General features: G+C 61.7%; 7 protein-coding genes and 3 pseudogenes. 7 read left to right on the forward strand and 3 right to left on the reverse strand.

Annotated features, from left to right (window positions below; translation table 11 throughout):
• Positions 1-123: 123 nt before the first annotated feature.
• The 6 genes and pseudogenes from AC3WJE_RS16155 to imm2 all read left to right on the forward strand — a co-directional run.
• A pseudogene (locus tag AC3WJE_RS16155) lies at positions 124-9,693 on the forward strand (hemagglutinin repeat-containing protein); the annotation flags it as partial.
• A gap of 8 nt (positions 9,694-9,701) precedes the next feature.
• Positions 9,702-10,049 carry an Imm8 family immunity protein gene (locus AC3WJE_RS16160; protein WP_493731842.1) on the forward strand — a complete coding sequence of 116 codons (348 nt, stop codon included), beginning with the start codon at positions 9,702-9,704 and terminating at the stop codon, positions 10,047-10,049.
• A 64-nt stretch (positions 10,050-10,113) separates the two neighbouring features.
• A pseudogene (locus AC3WJE_RS16165) lies at positions 10,114-10,224 on the forward strand (IS5/IS1182 family transposase); the annotation flags it as partial.
• A gap of 77 nt (positions 10,225-10,301) precedes the next feature.
• Complete coding sequence (locus AC3WJE_RS16170) at positions 10,302-10,673, forward strand: hypothetical protein (RefSeq protein ID WP_493731843.1); 372 nt, start codon at positions 10,302-10,304, stop codon at positions 10,671-10,673.
• Positions 10,633-11,031 (forward strand): hypothetical protein, encoded by a 399-nt coding sequence (locus tag AC3WJE_RS16175; RefSeq protein WP_493731844.1) that lies wholly within the window; start codon positions 10,633-10,635, stop codon positions 11,029-11,031. Before AC3WJE_RS16170 ends, AC3WJE_RS16175 begins: the two co-directional genes overlap by 41 nt.
• 72 nt (positions 11,032-11,103) lie before the next feature.
• Positions 11,104-11,463 (forward strand): Imm2 family immunity protein, encoded by a 360-nt coding sequence (gene imm2, locus AC3WJE_RS16180; RefSeq protein WP_493731845.1) that lies wholly within the window; start codon positions 11,104-11,106, stop codon positions 11,461-11,463.
• A 364-nt stretch (positions 11,464-11,827) separates the two neighbouring features.
• On the opposite strand, the pseudogene AC3WJE_RS16185 reads toward imm2, so the two are convergent.
• The 3 genes and pseudogenes from AC3WJE_RS16185 to AC3WJE_RS16195 form a co-directional block, all read right to left on the reverse strand.
• Positions 11,828-12,819 (reverse strand): annotated as a pseudogene (locus AC3WJE_RS16185) (IS5 family transposase).
• Positions 12,820-12,909: 90 nt separating this feature from the next.
• The gene (locus AC3WJE_RS16190; protein WP_493731846.1) at positions 12,910-15,024 is read right to left on the reverse strand and encodes a phosphoglycerol transferase I; all 2,115 of its coding nucleotides are present in this window, start codon (positions 15,022-15,024) and stop codon (positions 12,910-12,912) included.
• A 230-nt stretch (positions 15,025-15,254) separates the two neighbouring features.
• On the reverse strand, positions 15,255-16,955 hold the full coding sequence (locus tag AC3WJE_RS16195) for an ABC1 kinase family protein (RefSeq protein ID WP_493731847.1): 1,701 nt from the start codon (positions 16,953-16,955) through the stop codon (positions 15,255-15,257).
• Positions 16,956-17,097: 142 nt separating this feature from the next.
• On the opposite strand from AC3WJE_RS16195, the gene AC3WJE_RS16200 reads away from it, so the two are divergent.
• The gene (locus tag AC3WJE_RS16200) at positions 17,098-18,021 is read left to right on the forward strand and encodes a DUF808 domain-containing protein (protein ID WP_493731848.1); all 924 of its coding nucleotides are present in this window, start codon (positions 17,098-17,100) and stop codon (positions 18,019-18,021) included.
• The last annotated feature ends 329 nt before the right edge of the window (positions 18,022-18,350 follow it).

Raw genomic sequence — 18,350 nt, forward strand, 5'->3', positions numbered from 1 at the left:
GATTTGTCGCTGACGGCAGCGAGCTTGAACAATAACGCCACCGGTGTGTTGTCGGCCAAACAGAATCTCACCGCCAACATCGCAGGTGAGCTTAACAACGCCGGCATCGTGCACGCACAGAACAACGCGGCGTTGAACGTAGGTTCGTTGCAACAGACCGGCCAGCTCTATGGCGGTGGTGGCGTCACGGTCAATGCCAGCGGTGCAGTGGATAACCGTGGCAGCCTGATTTCCGGCAATGGCCTGAACATCCAGGCGGGCCGTATTGTCAGCAATGGTCAATTGGGTACCGAAGCCGGCGACCTGACGTTGACCAGCCGTGGCGATCTGCAACTGGCTGGCACCGTAGCCTCGGCAGCGGCGCTGACCGCACAGGCGGCCGGCAACTTCAGCCAGGCCGGCACCTTGGCGGCCGTGGGCAATTTGAACGTCAATGCGCAGGGCAATCTGTCCCTGGCCGGTCAGGTCAGTGGCCGCGATGTGCAGCTGACCAGCAATGCGCTGCTCGAACAGCATGGCGTGCTCAACGGTGAGCGCATCAACCTGCAGGCGCAGCGTATCGACAACGCCGGGCAAACCTTGTCCACGGGTGATGTCACCCTGCGCGCAGCCAATATCACCGTAGCGGGCACCGTCGCCGCTGGCTTGCGTGCCGATGGCAGCCTCGGCAGCAGCGGTCAGCTCAATCTGCGTGCCGATCAGAATCTGGACGTGAGCGGTCGGCTGATTGCCGGCGCCGATGCCCGTCTTGAAGGCGCCGCACTCAATCTGGCTGGCAGCACCAGCCGTATCGGTGGCAATGCCACCTTGGTGTCCAGTGGCGCTATCGATCACCGCGGCGCCGACCTCTTGGCTGGCGGCAAGTTGACCGTGCAGGCCGGCGGTGGTGTGGATAACAGCGCCCTCAACGGCAAGGGCGGCCAGATCCAGGCCAACCAGCTCGACATCACCGCAGCCGCGTTGAACAACAACAATGGCAGCCTGTTGCAGACCGGTGCGGGCCAGACCAACATCGCACTGAGCGGTGCATTCGAAAACAACGGCGGCACCTTGGCCAGCAATGGCCTTGATCTCACCCTTTCGGCCGCTTCCATCAGCAACGTCGGTGGCACGCTTCAGCATGCCGGCCAGGGCACGGCCAACATCACCAGCCGTGCGCAACTGGACAATCGCCAGGGCACGCTCACCAGCCAGGGCCGGTTGCAGATCAATGCCGCAGGCAGCGTAGAAAACCAGAACGGCGCGATCGTGGCGATGAACGATATCGCGCTCACCGCCGCTGCATTGAACAACGCACAGGGCACCGTTTCCGGGCGCGGGTTGGATGTCACCCTGGGCGGCGCGCTCAACAACCGTGGCGGTGTGCTGCAGGCAGTGGGCGGCGATCTCGCCGTGCGCGCCAACAGCTTAGACAACCAGGGCGGCACTGTGCAGTCGGTGGCTCAGTCTGGCGTGGGCGGCAATCTGCGTCTGGATATCAATCAGACCCTGGACAACAACAACGGCCTGATCGGCGCGCAGGGTGACGTCACCTTGAGCGCACACAACCTGTCCAACCAGAGCGGTCGTATCCAGGCTGGGCGCGATCTCAACCTGACCGCACGCGGTGAACTGGATAACCGCAGCGGCCAGCTGTATGCAGCGCGGGATGCGAACTTGAACGCCGCCGGCGCCGTGCTCAACAACAGCGGCCGTATCGAAAGCGGCAACGCGCTCACCCTCAGCGGCAACCGTCTGGACAACAGCCAAGGCTATATCGCCAGCGCCGGTACCGGGCGTGTCAACGTCAATGTGGGCGGCGGTCAATTGCTCAACGCCGGTGGCACCCTGGGTGGACGTGGCGATGTGGCGCTCACCGCTGGCAGCATCATCAATACCGATGGCCAATTGGTGGCCAGCGGCAACCTCACCGCCGATACCGGCTGGCTGGACAACCAGCGCGGCAGTATCTATGCCGGCAACAGCTTCAGCCTGCAACGCGCCGATGCCACGCTGGATAACCGCCAAGGCAAGATCAGCGCCGACCAGGCCGTGCGCATGACCCTGGGCCGACTGGAAAACGACGGCGGTCAGATCATGGCGGGCACTACCGTGGGTGGCGCCGGCGATGTGGTGCTGGATATCGGCAGCCTGGGCGGCACCGGCAGCATCCTGGCGCAGAATCTGCTGGACCTGCGCCTGCGCAGCGACTACACCCACCAAAGCGGCACCGATTTCGTCAGCAACGGCACCTTCGCCCTGCGGGTGGACGGTAACTTCGTTAACGCCGGGCGGCTCAGCGCCGCACGCAATCTGGAAGTGCAGGCCGCCAACATCACCAACCAGGGTGGTGCGGTCATCCAGTCCAACAACACCCGCCTGAGCACCGGCGGCAACCTGTACAACGCCGGTGATATCTCCGGCAACAACCAGCTCAGCCTGCAAGCCGGCCGTATCGAAAACGTGGGCAGCATCATCGGCGGCGACGTGCTGCTGCAAGCCGGCACCATCATCAACGGGGTGGATTACGGCCAATCCGTCGACCAGCCAGCCTATGGTTCGGCCTTGATCGGCGCCACCAATTCGCTGACCTTGTTGGCCGGAGAGCGCGTGGTCAACCGCGATGCGCGCTTGTTCAGTCTGGGCAATATCGTCATCGGTGGCGCGCGCGACGCGCAAGGCACGGTGACCTCGCGTACCGGCGCACTGGACAATATCTCCGGCAGCATCGAGGCGGACGGAAACATCCTGATCGCCGCCACCGACATCAACAACCGGCGCCGCACGATCCAGACACAGACCGGGCCGCTGACCCCGGCCGAGCAGAGGGATGCCAACGCGTCGCTTCCGGGTGAAGAACTGATCAAGGCCGGCACGATCCGGGGCGCGAACGGTGCGAGCGCGCAGCGCCCCTACACCGGTCACGCGCCGGGCACCTGGCGCAGCTACTCCGCCATTGAGCGCGACCGGCTGATCGCCGCCAGCGCCGAGGGCCGCATCGCGGCAGGCGGCAGCATCGGCTTGTCCGGCAGCGTGACCAACAATGCTTCGACGATCGCCGCCGCAGGCGCCTTGCTGGTCAACCAGCGGGGCGTAGGCGGGCTCTCCGACAGCATGATCACCGGCGGCGAGAACGTGCTGAACCAGGCGCTGGCGTTGCGCCAAGTGGTCCAGCAGACCGATACGGAGTACACGGTCACGGCCATCACCAACGATTGCATGCAACCGGTTGGTCAGCGGGTCATCTGCTACTACGAAGAAGATTGGCAGGTCATCGCAAGCACGACCACCGACAGCAGCTACATCGCTCTCGCCGCCAACATGACCGGTGGCCAAGGCGTCTACATCAACGGCGCCGATATCCGTAATGGTGCGGTCACCCCCGATGGTCGCGCGGTCAACGGCACCGGTTTCAACCCCAATGCACAGGCACTGGCATTGGACCGTCGCAGCGCGCAGGCCGGTGGCAGTACCAGTGGCAGTGCGGTACAAGCCCAGGCCGGTGGCAGTAGCAGCGCGGTGCGCGTCAATAATCAGGCCACATCCGGCTCCGCTCTCAAGTTCGGTGGCAAGAATGGCTTGCGTGTGGTCGCCAACGATGGCGGCGCGCGGAGCGCCGACGTGCAGTCGCACGCGGAATACGGCCAAGTGGCAGGCGGCAATGGCGCGCAGTACGCACAGATTGATCCGGCCACCGGCCAAGCCCAACTGGGCGGCGGCGGCCAAGGTGCTGCACGGTCCAACGTGGGTGGCAATGCCTCCGGCCAATCGGTAAGTGGCAGTAACGGTGCGCAGTACGCGCAGATTGATCCGGCCACCGGCCAAGCCCAACTGGGCGGCGGCGGCCAAGGTGCTGCACGGTCCAACGTGGGTGGTAATGCCTCTAGCCAATCGGTAAGCGGCAGTAACGGCGTGCAGTACGCGCAGATTGATCCGGCCACCGGCCAAGCCCAACTGGGCGGCGGCGGCCAGGGTGCTGCACGGTCCAACGTGGGTGGCAATGCCTCTAGCCAATCGGTAAGCGGCAGTAACGGCGCGCAGTACGCGCAGATTGATCCGGCCACCGGCCAAGCCCAACTGGGCGGCGCCGGCCAAGGTGCTGCACGGTCCAACGTGGGTGGCAATGCCTCCGGCCAATCGGTAAGCGGTGGCAACGGCGTGCAGTACGCGCAGATTGATCCGGCCACCGGTCAAGCCCAACTGGGCGGTGGCGGTCAAGGTGCTGCATGGGCCAACGTGGGCGGCAATGCCACCGGCCAATCGGTAAGCGGCAGTAACGGCGCGCAGTACGCGCAGATTGATCCGGTCACCGGTCAAGCGCAGTTGGGCGGCGGCGCCCAAGGTGGCAACGCCTCCAACGTGGGTGGCAATGCCGCCAATCAAGGCCTGAGCAGCAGCGGCAACGCCACCGAGCGCATGCAAGTGGACCCGGCCACCGGCCAGACCCCGCAAGTCGCCGGCGGCGTAGGCGCGCCGCTGTCCACCATCAACCTGCCCATCGGCGGTTTGTATCGGCTGGTGGGCGCCAATGGCATCGGCGTCAACGCCAATGGTCAGGCCGCTGGCGGGCTGGGTGGTGTCAACGCACGTCAGGGTTCTGCACCCGGTCACCGTTACCTGATCGAGACCGACTCGCGCTTCATCGACTACAACAACTTCATCAGCAGCGATTACCTGCTGGAAAAACTCGGCCTGGACCCGGAGTGGACCCAAACCCGCCTGGGTGATGGTTTCTACGAACAGCGCCTGGTGCTGGACCAGATCACCGAACTCACCGGCCGTCGCTACCTGGGCAACTACGAGGACGGTGTAGCGCAGTACCGCGCCTTGATGGACGCCGGTATCAGCGTCGCCTCCGATCTGCAACTCAGTCCTGGCGTGGCCTTGAGCGCCGCGCAGCTGGCCGCGCTCACCGAAGACATCGTGTGGCTGGTGGAGCAGGAGTACGAAGGCCAGAAGGTCCTGGTGCCGGTGGTGTACCTGGCCCGCACCTCGCTGGAGTTACGTACGAGCGGCGCGCTGATCGCCGGCGGAAGCGTGCAGCTGGAGGCCACCAACGGGCTGGTCAACCAGGGCACGGTCACCGGCACCGACGTGTCGATGACGGCCGGTAGCCTGCTCAACCAGGGCCGGATCGCCGGAACCGGGACAGTGACACTGGAAGCGCGCGAGGACCTGCTCAACCTCGGCGGCCAGATCCAGGGACGCGATGTGGCAATAAGCGCGGGCAACGAGCTGAGCAGCCTGTCGGTTGCGGGGTTCGGGTCGCAGAGTACACAGGGCACGATCAGCGCCAGCAACAATCTGGCGATGGTATCCGGCACCGACATGACGCTGTCGGGCACCACGGTGAGTGCGGGTAATACGGCGCTGCTCGCCGCTGGAGGCAATCTGCTTGCACAGCCGACCGCACTGCATCGCGAGGATGGCCTGCTGCGCGGTGGTGATGCCACCACGATCAGCAGCGGCGGCAACCTGCAGCTCAGTGCCGGCAACGACGCGCAGTTGCATGGCGTCACGATCACTGCCGGCGGCAACGCCGCACTGACGGCCGGCAACGACCTGTCGTTGACCCCGGCCACGGGCACGAACGGCCAGGCGGGTGCACGTACCAGCCTGACTACTGGCGGCAGCCTGCAGCTGGTGGCGGGTAACGACCTGACGATCCGCCAGGCCCAGGTCCAGGCAGGCGGCGACCTGCTCGCTGCTGCGGGTCACGATCTCACGGTCGAGTCGGTACTGGGCCCGAACACGACCCAGACCGACAGCACGCGCCAGGGCAAGACCCGGATCACGACCACCACGACCACGCAGACGCTGGATCAGCAGACGCTGACCGCCGGCGGCAACCTGGTGCTCAGCGCCGGTAACGACGTGAACCTGGTCGCAGCCAAGCTGGACGCCGGCCAGGGGTTGGCGGTAGCAGCGGGCAACAACCTCACCAGCACCACGCTGACCACCACCGACACCAGTAACACGCTGGAGACGCGCAAGCGCTTCAAGCAGGTGACGCAGACCTCGGATGAGACGGTGCATGGCAGCGAGTTCACAGCGGGTGGCGATATCGCGCTGCAGGCGGGCAACGATGCAAACCTGACGGCGATCAGCGCACTGAGCGAAGCCGGTGGCATCGTGCTGGCGGCGGGCAACGACGTGAACCTGCTGTCGGCGCAGGAACAGCACGACGCCGTGCAGGACATGCAGAAAAAGAAGAAGGGCACGTTCAGCAGCAAGACCACGACCACGCACGACGCATGGAGCGACAGCGTGGCGGTGACGAGCACGCTGAGCGGCGAGACGGTGAGCATCGCGGCCGGCCACAACCTGCTCTCGCAGGGCGCGCAGATCGTCGGCACAGGCGATGTGGTGCTGGCGGCGGGTAACGATCTGACGCTGGAGACGGCACAGAACACCAGCAGCGAGGAACACGAGAAGACGGTCAAGAAGTCGGGGTTGTACGGTGGCGGTGGCTTGAGCGTGTCGCTGGGCACGAGCAAGCGCAAGGACACGCTGGACGTGGACAAGATCACCGAGATCGGCAGTGTGGTGGGTAGCACCGACGGCACGGTGACGTTGAGCGCCGGCAACGCGGTCTCGATCACCGGCAGCGACGTGCTCAGCGCCACCGGCACGACGATCGTGGGCAAGGAGGTGACGATCGCCGCTGTGACTGAACGCGTGGATACCACGCAGACGTCCAAGCAGAGCAGTGCGGGCATCACCTTGGGGTTGACGGGGGGTGTGGTGGATGCCGCGCAAGCCGTCTACGGTGCGGTCAAGCGCGGCACCGAGGTCGAGGACGACCGGCTCAAAGCGCTGTATGCCGCCAAGGCCGGTTATGCGGTGTCGGACCTGTCCGGCGGTGTGGGCAACATGATGGATGGGTACGCAGGCCAAGCCGTGGGCGGCAATGTGGCCCGCGATGCTTCCGGCGAGATCCTCAAGGACGGCAATGGCAACCCGGTAGCGGCGGCTGATGGTGCCCAGGGTGCGGCCAAGGCCGGCGGCGTCAGCCTGCGCATCGGCATCGGCGCCAGCAGTGCGTCAAGCAAGACGGTCGCGCACGAAGAAACGAGCGGAGGGAGTCGGATCCTCAGTGGGGGCGATGTCACCATCGCGGCGACCGGCGGGGATCTGAACGTGATCGGCAGCCAGATCAGCGGCCAGAACGTGGCCCTGGCGGCGGCCAACAACCTGAACCTGCTGAGCAACCAGGAGACCAATACCAGCAAGTCGGACAACAAGAATGCCGGTGGCGAGATCGGCTTCAGCGTAGGCGCCACCACGGGCTACTACTTGTCGGTCAGCGCCGGCAAGGGGGAGGCCAAGGGCAATAGCACCCAGCACAGCGAGAGCGTGGTGACGGCTGGTGACACGTTGACGCTGGTGAGCGGCAGCAACACGACGATCCAGGGCGCGCAGGCGATCGGCCATCAGGTCATCGCCAACATCGGCGGTGACCTGCTGATCAAGAGCGAACAGGACACCAGCGAGTACAAGAGCAAGCAGCAGCAAGCGAGCATGACGCTGACGACGGGCTCGGGTAATAGCGCCAGCTACAGTCAGCAGAAGGTCAGCAGCAGCTACACCAGTGTCAACGAGCAGAGCGGTATCCAAGCTGGCGCTGGTGGTTTTGACATCAATGTCGGGGGTAATACGCACCTGGTAGGTGGCGCGATCGCCAGTAGCGCCGATGCGGCCCTCAACCGCCTGTCCACTGGCAGCCTGACGGTGGAGGATTTGCAGAACGAGGCCGAGTACAAGGCCAGCAGCTTCGGGATCAGCGGCGGCACCAGCGGCGGCAACCTGGCCGGCAATGCGTTGGCGGCAGCGGGTAGCTTGCTGGGCGCACAGAACGGCAACGCCAGCAGCACGACGAAGGCCGACATCGCCGCAGGCACGGTGATCGTGCGCAATGGTGATGAAAGTGCCTTGGCGAGCTTGGATCGCAGCGCGACCGAACTGCAACAGGACGGCCTGAAACAGATCTTCGATGAGAAGAAGGTCAATGAGCAGATGGAGCTGGGCAAGCTGGCCGGTGAAGTCGGGTTCCGGGCGGTGGGGGATCTGGCCGGCAGCATGCGCGAGCAAGCCAAAGCCGAGCTAGCAGCAGCACAGGCTAGTGGCGATCAGGCCGCGATCGATAAAGCCCAAGCCGGCGTAGACAGTTGGAGCGAGGGCGGCGCCAACAAGGTGATTTTGCACGGACTGACGGGCGCGGCGATGGCCGCCTTGGGCGGTGGTAATGCTCTGGAAGGGTTGGCAGCCGCGACGGCCAATCAGTTGGCCTCCAAGGCCATGGGGGATTACCTGCTGGGCGAGGGCTATACCCCCGGCACGCCTGAGTACGATAACTTGATGCAGCTGGGAAGCTTGGCAATTGGTGCCGCAGCCGGCGGCGGGACAGGCGCTGCGGTAGCCCTGTCGGCCACGCAGAACAACTATCTGAGCCATGCCGAGCGCATGGAGTACCTGGAAACAGCGCTAGCCTGCGCAAAGTCCGGCGACCAATGCGGCCGCGCAGCAGAGCTTGAATCGTTGTCGGAAAGCCGAAATACAGCGCTTAAGAATGCTTGTACAGACCGGGGAAGCAGTGCGTGCAAAAGCGCGTTGCAGGACGCGCTCACTGCCGCCAATAGCCAAACGGCGAACGAGAAGGAGTACTGGCAATGGATGGCCAGTAATGGTTCGACCCTTGCGAATGTGAGCAAGCAGCGCGGCAACGAAACATTGATGGAGAACGTCGTCACGCAAACGACCTTGGCCGATCTGGTATGGAAGATCGACTGTGCCAAGGCAGGTAGTGATTGCAGCAAACTCGGTTCTGGCGCCTTGGTGCTTCAGGGTGATCCGGCAGCCGCCATCAGGCATGAAACTATGCGCACCTTGCTGGAAGGCGCAGGGCAGGTCGGTGGTGTGGGTGGGCGTCTCGTGGAAACGGTGACGGGGGTGGCTGAGCTGGCTAAGGAGATGAACCCCATCAGTCAGATGGGTAAGACGTGGACGGCCATCGAGTACATCAATGAGTACGGGATGGAGGCCTACCTTGACGCAGAGAAAAATAAATCCAAGTCAATGTGGACTGGCTTAGGAAACGGCATCAAGGATTATGTGGGAGATCTCGGAAGTGCGATCAAGAACAATGCATTGGGCGGCCCGCAGTGGGACATTTACGATGTCTACATGCAGGGCAACACCGAAGGAAAGGTGGGATTTGATTTAGTCTCCTTGCTGTACGGCGGGACAGAGGCTAATGCTCTGTCGAAGGCGAGTAAGTTAAGTAAGGTGGAGGATCTTGCTCTTGTGGCGAAGGGTGGAGCATCTAGCGCTGGTGCTGAAAATGTGGCCCTGTATCCAAAGTTGAAGAACCAACTGATACAAGAAAATATGAGCAATATTGCAGCTCAAGACTCTAGATTAGCCGCTGCTGTGAGCGGTAGTGGAACAAAAAATCTGAACTTCTCGATAGGTCAAGGTACCGCTGCTGAAGCTGACCGATTGGGTAAAATATGGGTTGGAGAAGGTGCGAAAATGACTAGCGATGGCCTTGGTTTGATCAGCGCAGATGGAACTCGCGTGTATAGACCGCCGGCAGCTAAAAGCTCACCTTTTGCTACGACAGGTGTGCAGGCAAATTTTGAAAAATACAACATTAATTCTATAACTGGTCAGCGAGAAAAAATAAGTAATGGGCATCTTAATGTTGGAAATTAGGGGGATTTATGCGCGTAATTGTTAAGGGTATTTCTAATGATTTATTCGATTTTAAAGAGTATCGCCCTGAGGAGGTTGACAATTTCTCTTTGAGCCTCCGCGTTCAAGTCGGATATGATTGTAAAGATGGAGCGGATGATTTTGAAATTTTTATTTGTACGCCTAAATGGCTGAGTGAGACATTATGGGAGCCTCGTTGGGGGAGGGGAATGTTGATTGTTAGGGAGTATGATTTTTCAAAAATTATAGAATTAATTAATGACCGTGTCACATTCTGCGAAGGGGATTCTTGGGAGGTTACTGTTGTAAAGTTGAGGAGTTTTTTCTTATGGGAATTTGATGGCTATAATTCCTAGGGAAAGTCTGATCAAGTCCAGTCAGATGTAGGACACTAGCCGCAGAGCCACCGAGCACACGTCGATGACCCAACTGACGTTTTCCGATGCCGAGTACGCGGGCAAGCGCAAGCAGACCCGGCGCGAGGTGTTCCTGTCGCAGATGGAACGGGTGGTGCCGTGGTCGGCAGTAATGGGGTCAGATTAACTTAGATGTTAATGGGCTAGGAAAATTCCAAGCCCAGATTAGGTGATAGGCGCTGAGGCCATTTGGTGGCGGGTGCCTCGAAGGTGGCGGATGGTGTAAAGGCCATAGAAATTGCGCCTGGTAAGTTTGACTATCTGTTTGGCCGCGTCGATAGTAACTCCCATAATACTGCTCGTTCGAATCAGCTTGCACTCGAAATGAAGAGGCTTGGTGTTCCAGACAATCCTGCTGGTCATCAGATGCTGACCGAGCACTTGGCTCTTTCTGCAAAAACCGAGGGAAATGTGATTAATACCTTCTCCAACCAGTACGGAAAATTTGAGGTAAGGGAGTCCTTATTCATGGGCCCGTCAGGTAAGGTCACTAATTTCCAAAGCACGTTCCAGGTTCTTGATGATGGAACTCGCAAACTCAGCACAGTCGTACCACTTCACTGAGGAAGGCGCAATGAGATTTCCAAGCGAAAATGACTTTATGAAGGAATTTGGTATCGAACCTGTCGAGGTAGATCCAAGTTTGGCTCTATGTCGCTATACAAAGAAGTCACAGAATAGTGAATTAGAAGTTGATATTTCTTTTAGTGCTGTTATGGAGTCATTTCAGATGGTGCTGAGACTGGCTATGCAGGATTTGGTAGTTATTTCATCGGAGAACGTTCGGTCTATTGACCTTGTGCGAGATAATTCAGGGGCTGGAGTTCATGTGGTCTTTGATATTGGTGGAACGATTTCAGAGGCAAGGGTAATACTTGAGCCCGAAATTAACTGCCGATGGTGGACGTTGCGCGACGTGTAAGTTGAAAAATGATAGGGGAAATATTGAATATAATCAGGGTATTGTTCTACGTCCGCCGAGGAGGGCGCAGTAATGGAAGAGAGAGTGGCCTATAGTGAAATCCGCGCTTGGTTTTTGGGTGGTTATTACAGCTATTGCAAATTCAAGCTCAGCCACCAAAGTCCATGGGTTGAAGGTGAAAGTGAAGGTGAAGTGGGCTATGCCTATAGTGAGCTTGAGAATTCCTTTGATTCGCCTATCGAGAAATTGATGCTGGAGGTTATAACGCTTATCCTTTCGGCTGGCCGATCTTTGGAGAAAGTCCAGAAGTATCACCTGGATGTTATCTCTGGATTGCTAAAGCAGATTGAACTCTCTTCTGTGTTGGATGATCTGCCTTCTGATGAGGTGATAGAATTTATAGGTGATCTTAGAATATTGGGTTTGTATTAGAGCATGAGGAGAATAGGCGGGAAAATAGGGGTAGGGAGTCTGTGAATTAAAATTTTGAGAAGAATTTGCATATTGGCTTGGGTCAGCTGTGTGACCTATTGGACCATCGCGGCCATTAATTTCATGGCTGGGGGGTATTTGTATTCTTGTCATGAACATGCATGTCGAATACTTTCTGATATCAGGAATATTTTTTTGGGTATCTTCTGGTCCCATGCTTAAAGCAGTAACGGGGTCAGATTAACTTAGGGAAGGTCTGAACAACTCGACCTGATGGGCCGGGATACAGCATCATTCCGACAAGTTGCATTCGGGCCATCGGATGTTGCACCGTTCCCGGCGCATTTCCGCGGTATTGCCCAGATCACAGACGCACCTGGCCCATGGCCGGCAGCAATTGCTTTCGCTTCAGCCACAGGTTCGACAGCGCAAACAGCACCAGCACCTGTGCCGTGTTCTTCGCCAAGCCTCGATAGCGCACCTTGACGTAGCCGAACTGGCGCTTGACCCCCCGGAACGGATGCTCCACCTTCGCCCGCAGCCTGGCCTTGGCGTGCTCCCAGCGCTCGGCCCACTTCAATTCGCACTTGCTCTTGATCTGCTTCAACTTCGAGGGCTTCTCTGCGATCAAATAGCGCAACTTGCGCTTGCCTGCCATCTCATCGCGCTTGGCCAGCCCCGTGTAACCACTGTCGCCGCACACCGTGTCCTCCCTGCCGTGCAGCAGCTTGTGCGCCTGGGTGATGTCGGCCACGTTGGCCGCCGTGCATTCCACGTGGTGTACCAGGCCGGACTCATCGTCCACGCCGATGTGCGCCTTCATCCCAAAGTAGTACTGGTTGCCCTTCTTGGCCTGGTGCATTTCCGGGTCTCGCCCACCGTCCTGGTTCTTGGTCGAACTGGGCGCACTGATGATCGTGGCGTCTACGATGGTGCCACCGCGCAGGCTCTGGCCCTTGCGCGCCAGATGGGCGTTGACCCGGTTGAACAGCTTGCGCGCCAGATCACGCTGCTCCAGCAACCGGCGGAAATTGAGAATCGTGGTCTCGTCCGGTACATCGTTCCCCCCCCCGATCTTGGCGAAACGGCGCATCGACACCGTGCCGTACAGGGCCTCTTCCGTCGCTGGATCGCTCAGCGCATACCACTGCTGCAAGAAATGGATGCGCAGCTGCGCAGCATCGTCTCCAGCGAGTACGGCTGACGGCCGGGCTGGCCCGTCTTTGGGTAATACGGCTCGATCAGCGCCAACAACTCCTTCCACGGCACCACCTGATCCATCTCGGCCAGAAACACCTCCCGGCGCGTCCGCTTGCGTTTGCCGTTGTACTCTGCGTCGCCGAAGGAAAGTTGCATCGTCCTCATCCCGTTGGGCTCAGTGCGATTGTCGCAGCATCAGTGGGAGTTGTTCAGAACTTCCCTAGGATGTCGTAGCTGGTCAGACTGTTACGAGCGCTTGGTGCCAGGCACTGCCCGTACCAGCGCCAGCGGAACGTCGTCCGGGGACACCGCTTCGGTGTAGTCCAGCCAGGCGCGGATTTCGAGGTCGCTGACTTCGTGGTCGACGCCCAGGGGGATGCGGATGCGGCCGTTGGCGTCGGGTTGTACCCATTGTTGGGCCAGCACGACGTTGCGTCCGGAGGCGACGGCTTCGACCCAGAACGGGCGCGTGGGCAGGTGTTTGGCATACATGTCGAGCACGTACTGGCCCGGTTTGGCCTTGCGGCTTTCACGGGTCAGCATGATCGGCTGGCGCACGCGTGGCATCGGACCTTGCAGCTTGTCGTTCAACGGGGCATCGATCGCGATGCCCTGCTTGAGCTGGGCATCGTGGTAGAGCTTGATGCCGCCGTCGCGGTTGACCAGCAGGGCGCACCATTCGCCGTCGGCCGAGCCGTTTTCGAAGGCGGTGCAGCGGTCGACGTAGGCATAGGTGTTCTTCGGTGGCGTGCTGTCGAACTTGCGCGAGGTGTTTTCCAGGTACACCGATTTCAGGTTCCAGCGTTTGTCGTATTCCAGCAGCACCGGCGGTTTGACCTGCTGCACGCCGACCAGTACCTGCCCGCCGCCGTCGATGCGCAGCATGTGGGTGTTGCCGCCGGTCCAGAGCGTGCGCGCGAATGCCAGGTAGCGTGAATAGTCCTTGCCGTGATCGCGCATCGCCGCAGCGCTGGCGCTGGGTGTGGCGTCGCTGGCCAGCAGTGAGCGGCCGAAGCCGAGCGCGCGGAAGTTCGGTTCCAGCAGTTGCAGCAGGGTGGCGCCGGAATCGAGCGTGCTGCCGGCCTTGACGAGTACCTGCTGTGGGGCGATGCCGTTGCCGAGGAACAGCAGCAGGTTCTCGCGCTTCTCGCGGGCCAGTACGTCACTGAGGTCGTTGGGCATCGCCAGGTGGTCGGAGGCGATCACGATCAGCGTGTCCTTGCCGTAGCGGCTGGAACGGATGCGTTCGACCAGTTCGCTGATCAACCGATCGCTGCACTTGAGCGCGTCGAGCATGCCGATCTGCCCGAGATCGCTCTGGTAGTGCTGGCCCCGGCAGGACAACGGCAGGTGTCCTGCCGGATGGTGGGTGTCCATCGTCAGTGCGGTCAGCATGAACGGCTGGCCGGCGCGCGACAGTCGTTGGAAGCTGCGCCAGGCTTCGTCCAGCATCACGTCGTCATGTACGCCCCAGGCGGAGAAGTGCTTGCTCGCCACGCCCTTCTGCTGGAAATACGACACATCGCGGACTACGTCGTAACCGTGGCTGGCCAGGAACTGGCCTTTGCCGGCGAAAGCCGCGTTGGCGCCGCCGATGAACTCGTTGCGATAGCCCTGCATGCGCAGGTAATCGCCCAGGCATTGCGCTTCCGGCAGGAACCGGCCCATGCGGTCCATGCTGTTCTCATCGCCCGGTGCGGTGGTCAACGGTACCCCGCACATCGAGGCGACCAGCCCGGCGATGGTCCAGCCACTGCCGTCGGTGGAGGCGATGTTGCGGAAGTCCAGGCCCTCGCTGGCGAGGTGCTGCAGGTTCGGCATCAGGCCGGGGAAAGTCTTTTCGTCGAAGTAGGTGCGTTCCAGGCTTTCGCCGTAGATCCAGACGATGTTCTTGCGCTTCTGCAACGGCCGCTGCGGCACTTCGTATTCGGGGACGATGCGCGCGTAATCAACCGGGCGCAGTTGATACCAGATGCGCTTGCCGTCGGCGTAGAGCGGGCTGGCCGCGATCGCGAGCACGAACGCTGCGGCGAAACCGGCCGAGGCAGCCGCGCCGAAGCGCTTCCAGCGCAGCCGTTTCACCTTCAGCAGTGCGAGCGGCAGCAGCGAGAGCAGCGCCATCAGCACGAACACGGTGATGTAGCCGGAGAAATCGCCGACGCCAGCGCCGTCCATGTCGGCGCGCAGGTGGTAGAGCGTGGCGGCGTTGATACCGTCGCCGCTGAGGCGGTCGATCAGGCTCCAGGCGCTGAGGGCGAGCAACAGCAGTGTCAGCAGGATCGCCTTCAGCCACGCCGGCCGGGGCGAGGCCAGCATCAGCCAGAACAGCAACAGCAGCGACAGTCCGAGGATCCACGGCATGGGGGCTTGCTCCCGATGTAAAGGGTGGCAAGCCCGCATCCGCAACACTCGCCAGGTTCCACGGCCGCCAAGCATGATTGTGTGACAACCGTGTGACGGACTATGCGGTCCCGAACCTGACTGAAATGTTTGTTGACGCGGTGAGATGACGTCGATGAATTGGCGATCGTATGCGTTGGCACGGACGTAGAGCCGAGCTTGCTCGGCTCTACGAGAGCAGAACATGCGGCTCAGCGGTGGCCGCGTTCCTCGCGTGCTCGCGCTCGACGATCGAACAACAGCGCGCTGACCACGATGCCCAGGCCCAGCGCGACCGCAAGCACGAACAGGATCAGCGCGAAGGCGGGGTAGCCCCATAGATGCAGATCGGTCTCGATGCGCATCATCTGGGTCGAGCCGAGGATCAGCGCGGCGGTGACGATGCCGGCGGCGACGCGGTTGGCGATCTTCTGCAGGTTCTCCATCAGTCGCGATTCCTCCAACCCGGCCACGCGCACCTGCATCCGGTTCTCGGCGACCAGCGAGAGGATGTCGGACATCCGGCGCGGACCTTCGCGCAGCAATGCCTGCAGTTCCATCGCCTCGCTGGCGAGATTGGCGGCCGACATCGATTTCTTCAGGCGTGCGCGCATCACGTGCTGCAGGTGGCGCTCGACCACCGAACGGATGTCCAGCTCTGGCGACAGCGCGCGGCATACCGCTTCCAGATTGAGCAGGGTCTTGCCGAGCAGGCTCAGCTCGGGCGGCGTGCGCAGCCCGGTGGCGGTGGCGATGCGTACCAGCTCCAGCACCACCTGGCCTTCGGTGTTGCTGGAATGCGCGGCGTAGCGCGCGATCATCTGCCCGACCTCGCGCAGATAGCGCTCTTCGTCGTAGTCCTCCAGCCGCGTGCTCAGCGCGATGGTCTCGTCGGCCACTTCCTCGCCGCGTCCGTCCACTGCCGCGAACAGCAACTTGAGCAACCGCTCGCGCAGCCGTGGCGGGATGTGCGCGACCATGCCCAGGTCGAAGATCGCCAGACGGTTGTCGGCGGTTACGCGCAGGTTGCCGGGATGCGGATCGGCATGGATCTCGCCATGCACGAAGATCTGGTCGAGGTAACCGCGGATCAGCGCGCCGGCCAGCGGTGCCATCGACTGTTCGGTGCGGCGCAATCCGCTGATCGCATCCACCCGCGCGCCCTGCGCCAGTTGCAGCGTCAGCACCCGGCGGCTGGTGAAGTCCCACACTGGTTGCGGGATCCACAGTTCCGGGAACGGCTCAAGGTGCTGGCCGAAGCGCACCAGGTTTTCCGCTTCGGTCTGGTAGTTCAATTCGACCATCAGCGTCTTGGCGAATTCACCCAGCCAGTCGGCGAAGTGCACGCGACGGCCGAGACCGGTGAAGCGGTCGGCGGCGTTGGCGAAGCTGCGCAGCACTTCCAGGTCCGAGCGTACCTGTGCGGCGATCTCCGGTCGCTGGATCTTCACCGCCACTTCGGTGCCGTCACGCAGCGTCGCGCGGTGCACCTGCGCGAGCGAAGCGCTGCCGAGCGGACGTTCGTCGAAGTCGATGAAGGCGCGGCTGACCGAGACGCCCAGTTCTTCCTCGAAGACCACGCGCAGGCGTTCGGCCGGGATCGATGCGACCTGTTCCTGCATCCGCTCCAGCGCGGTGGCGAATTCCGGCGGCACGATATCCGGGCGCGTGGACAGCATCTGGCCGAGCTTGACGAAGGTCGGCCCCAGCGCTTCCAGGTCGCGCACGAACTGTTCCGGGGTGCCGTCGGCGGGTATTTCGTGCTCGATCCCCGGGTCGGGGCTCATGCCCGAGAACACCCCGGAATTCCGGTAGCGCAGCAGCAGGCGCAGGATCTGGGTGCGACGGCTGATGCCGCCGACGACGGTGCCGGACCCGTTGGCGCTGCGGGAAATGTCGGACGTTGCACTCAAGGTCGTCTCCACCAGGGGGGAAATCGGAGTGTGGCCGGGGTGCGGTAGTGGCGCGGTGAACTGGCCCGTTCCGATGTGGATATCGCCGGCGCGCCCGATCAGCGAGAATCCCGGCTCATCCCCACGAATGGAAGCTCCCCACATGGCCGGTGCCAGCCTGTTGACCCTGCTCGACGACATCGCCACGTTGCTCGACGACGTTTCGGTGATGGCCAAGGTCGCCGCGAAGAAGACGGCGGGGGTACTCGGTGACGATCTGGCGCTGAACGCGCAGCAGGTCACCGGCGTGAACGCCGACCGCGAGTTGCCGGTGGTGTGGGCGGTGGCCAAGGGCTCGCTGGTCAACAAGGCGATCCTGGTGCCGGCAGCGCTGGCGATCAGCGCCTGGCTGCCGGCGGCGATCCCGTGGCTGATGATGATCGGCGGCGCGTTCCTCTGCTACGAGGGCGTGGAGAAACTCGCGCACAAGCTGCTGCACTCGAAGGAGGAGGACGCACAGGCGCAGGCGCGCCAGCGCGAGGCGGTGGCCGATGCGAACGTGGATCTGGTCGCGCTGGAGAAGGACAAGATCAAGGGCGCGGTCCGCACCGATCTCATTCTGTCGGCGGAGATCATCGTGCTCTCGCTCGGAGTGATGACCGCCGGCACGCCGCCGCCGTTCCTGAATCAGGTGCTGGTGCTGGTGTTGATCGCGCTGGCGATGACCGTGGGTGTCTATGGCTTGGTCGCCGGCATCGTGAAGCTGGACGATCTGGGATTGTGGCTGTCGCGCAGGGGCGGTGCGCTGGCCACGCTGGGGCGCGGGATTGTTGCCGCTGCGCCGTGGTTGATGAAGACGTTGTCGGTGGTCGGGACGGTGGCGATGTTCCTGGTCGGTGGCGGCATCTTGGTGCACAACATTCCGGCGCTGCATCATTTTGTGCAGGGGATTACGCCGGTGGGGGCGATGGGTGTGGTGGTGTCGAATCTGGGGAGTCTGGTGGTGGGTGTGGTGGCGGGGGCGGTGGTGTTGGGGGGTGTTGTGTTGTTTCAGAAGGTGCGAGGGGGGGATGCTGGGGGGCATTGATTGCGGTTGGGTGGGTGCGGGTGTTTTGTTGCGGTTTGCGGAGTGGAGTTTGTGTTTGTGGTGGCTTCCCACGCGAGCCTTCCACCGTCGTCCCCGTGCAGGCGGGGATCCAGTGACTTCCGCGCTATATCTCTACGATCCCCGTAATCCATCTATCGTCATCCCCGCGAACGCGGGAAGCGCTTTTCAGCAGCCGAAGGCTGATCATCCATGGACGTTGCTTCTAGGTTTGAGGTTGCAGTGACGGCAACAGCAACAGCAACAGCCAAGGCTTTCGCTCCTTCGGAGCGAGTTACCTTTCTTTGCTCGTGCAAAGAAACGTAACCCAA

The organism is Pseudomonas sp. GW821-FHT07E12 (genome assembly GCF_058986605.1).

Excerpts from the sequence above, each read along its gene's own strand:
- AC3WJE_RS16160 (WP_493731842.1), top strand. The coding sequence starts at position 9,702 with ATGCGCGTAATTGTTAAGGGTATTTCTAATGATTTATTCGATTTTAAA.
- AC3WJE_RS16175 (WP_493731844.1), top strand. The coding sequence starts at position 10,633 with ATGGAACTCGCAAACTCAGCACAGTCGTACCACTTCACTGAGGAAGGC.
- imm2 (WP_493731845.1), top strand. The coding sequence starts at position 11,104 with ATGGAAGAGAGAGTGGCCTATAGTGAAATCCGCGCTTGGTTTTTGGGT.
- AC3WJE_RS16190 (WP_493731846.1), bottom strand. The coding sequence starts at position 15,024 with ATGCCGTGGATCCTCGGACTGTCGCTGCTGTTGCTGTTCTGGCTGATG.
- AC3WJE_RS16200 (WP_493731848.1), top strand. The coding sequence starts at position 17,098 with ATGGCCGGTGCCAGCCTGTTGACCCTGCTCGACGACATCGCCACGTTG.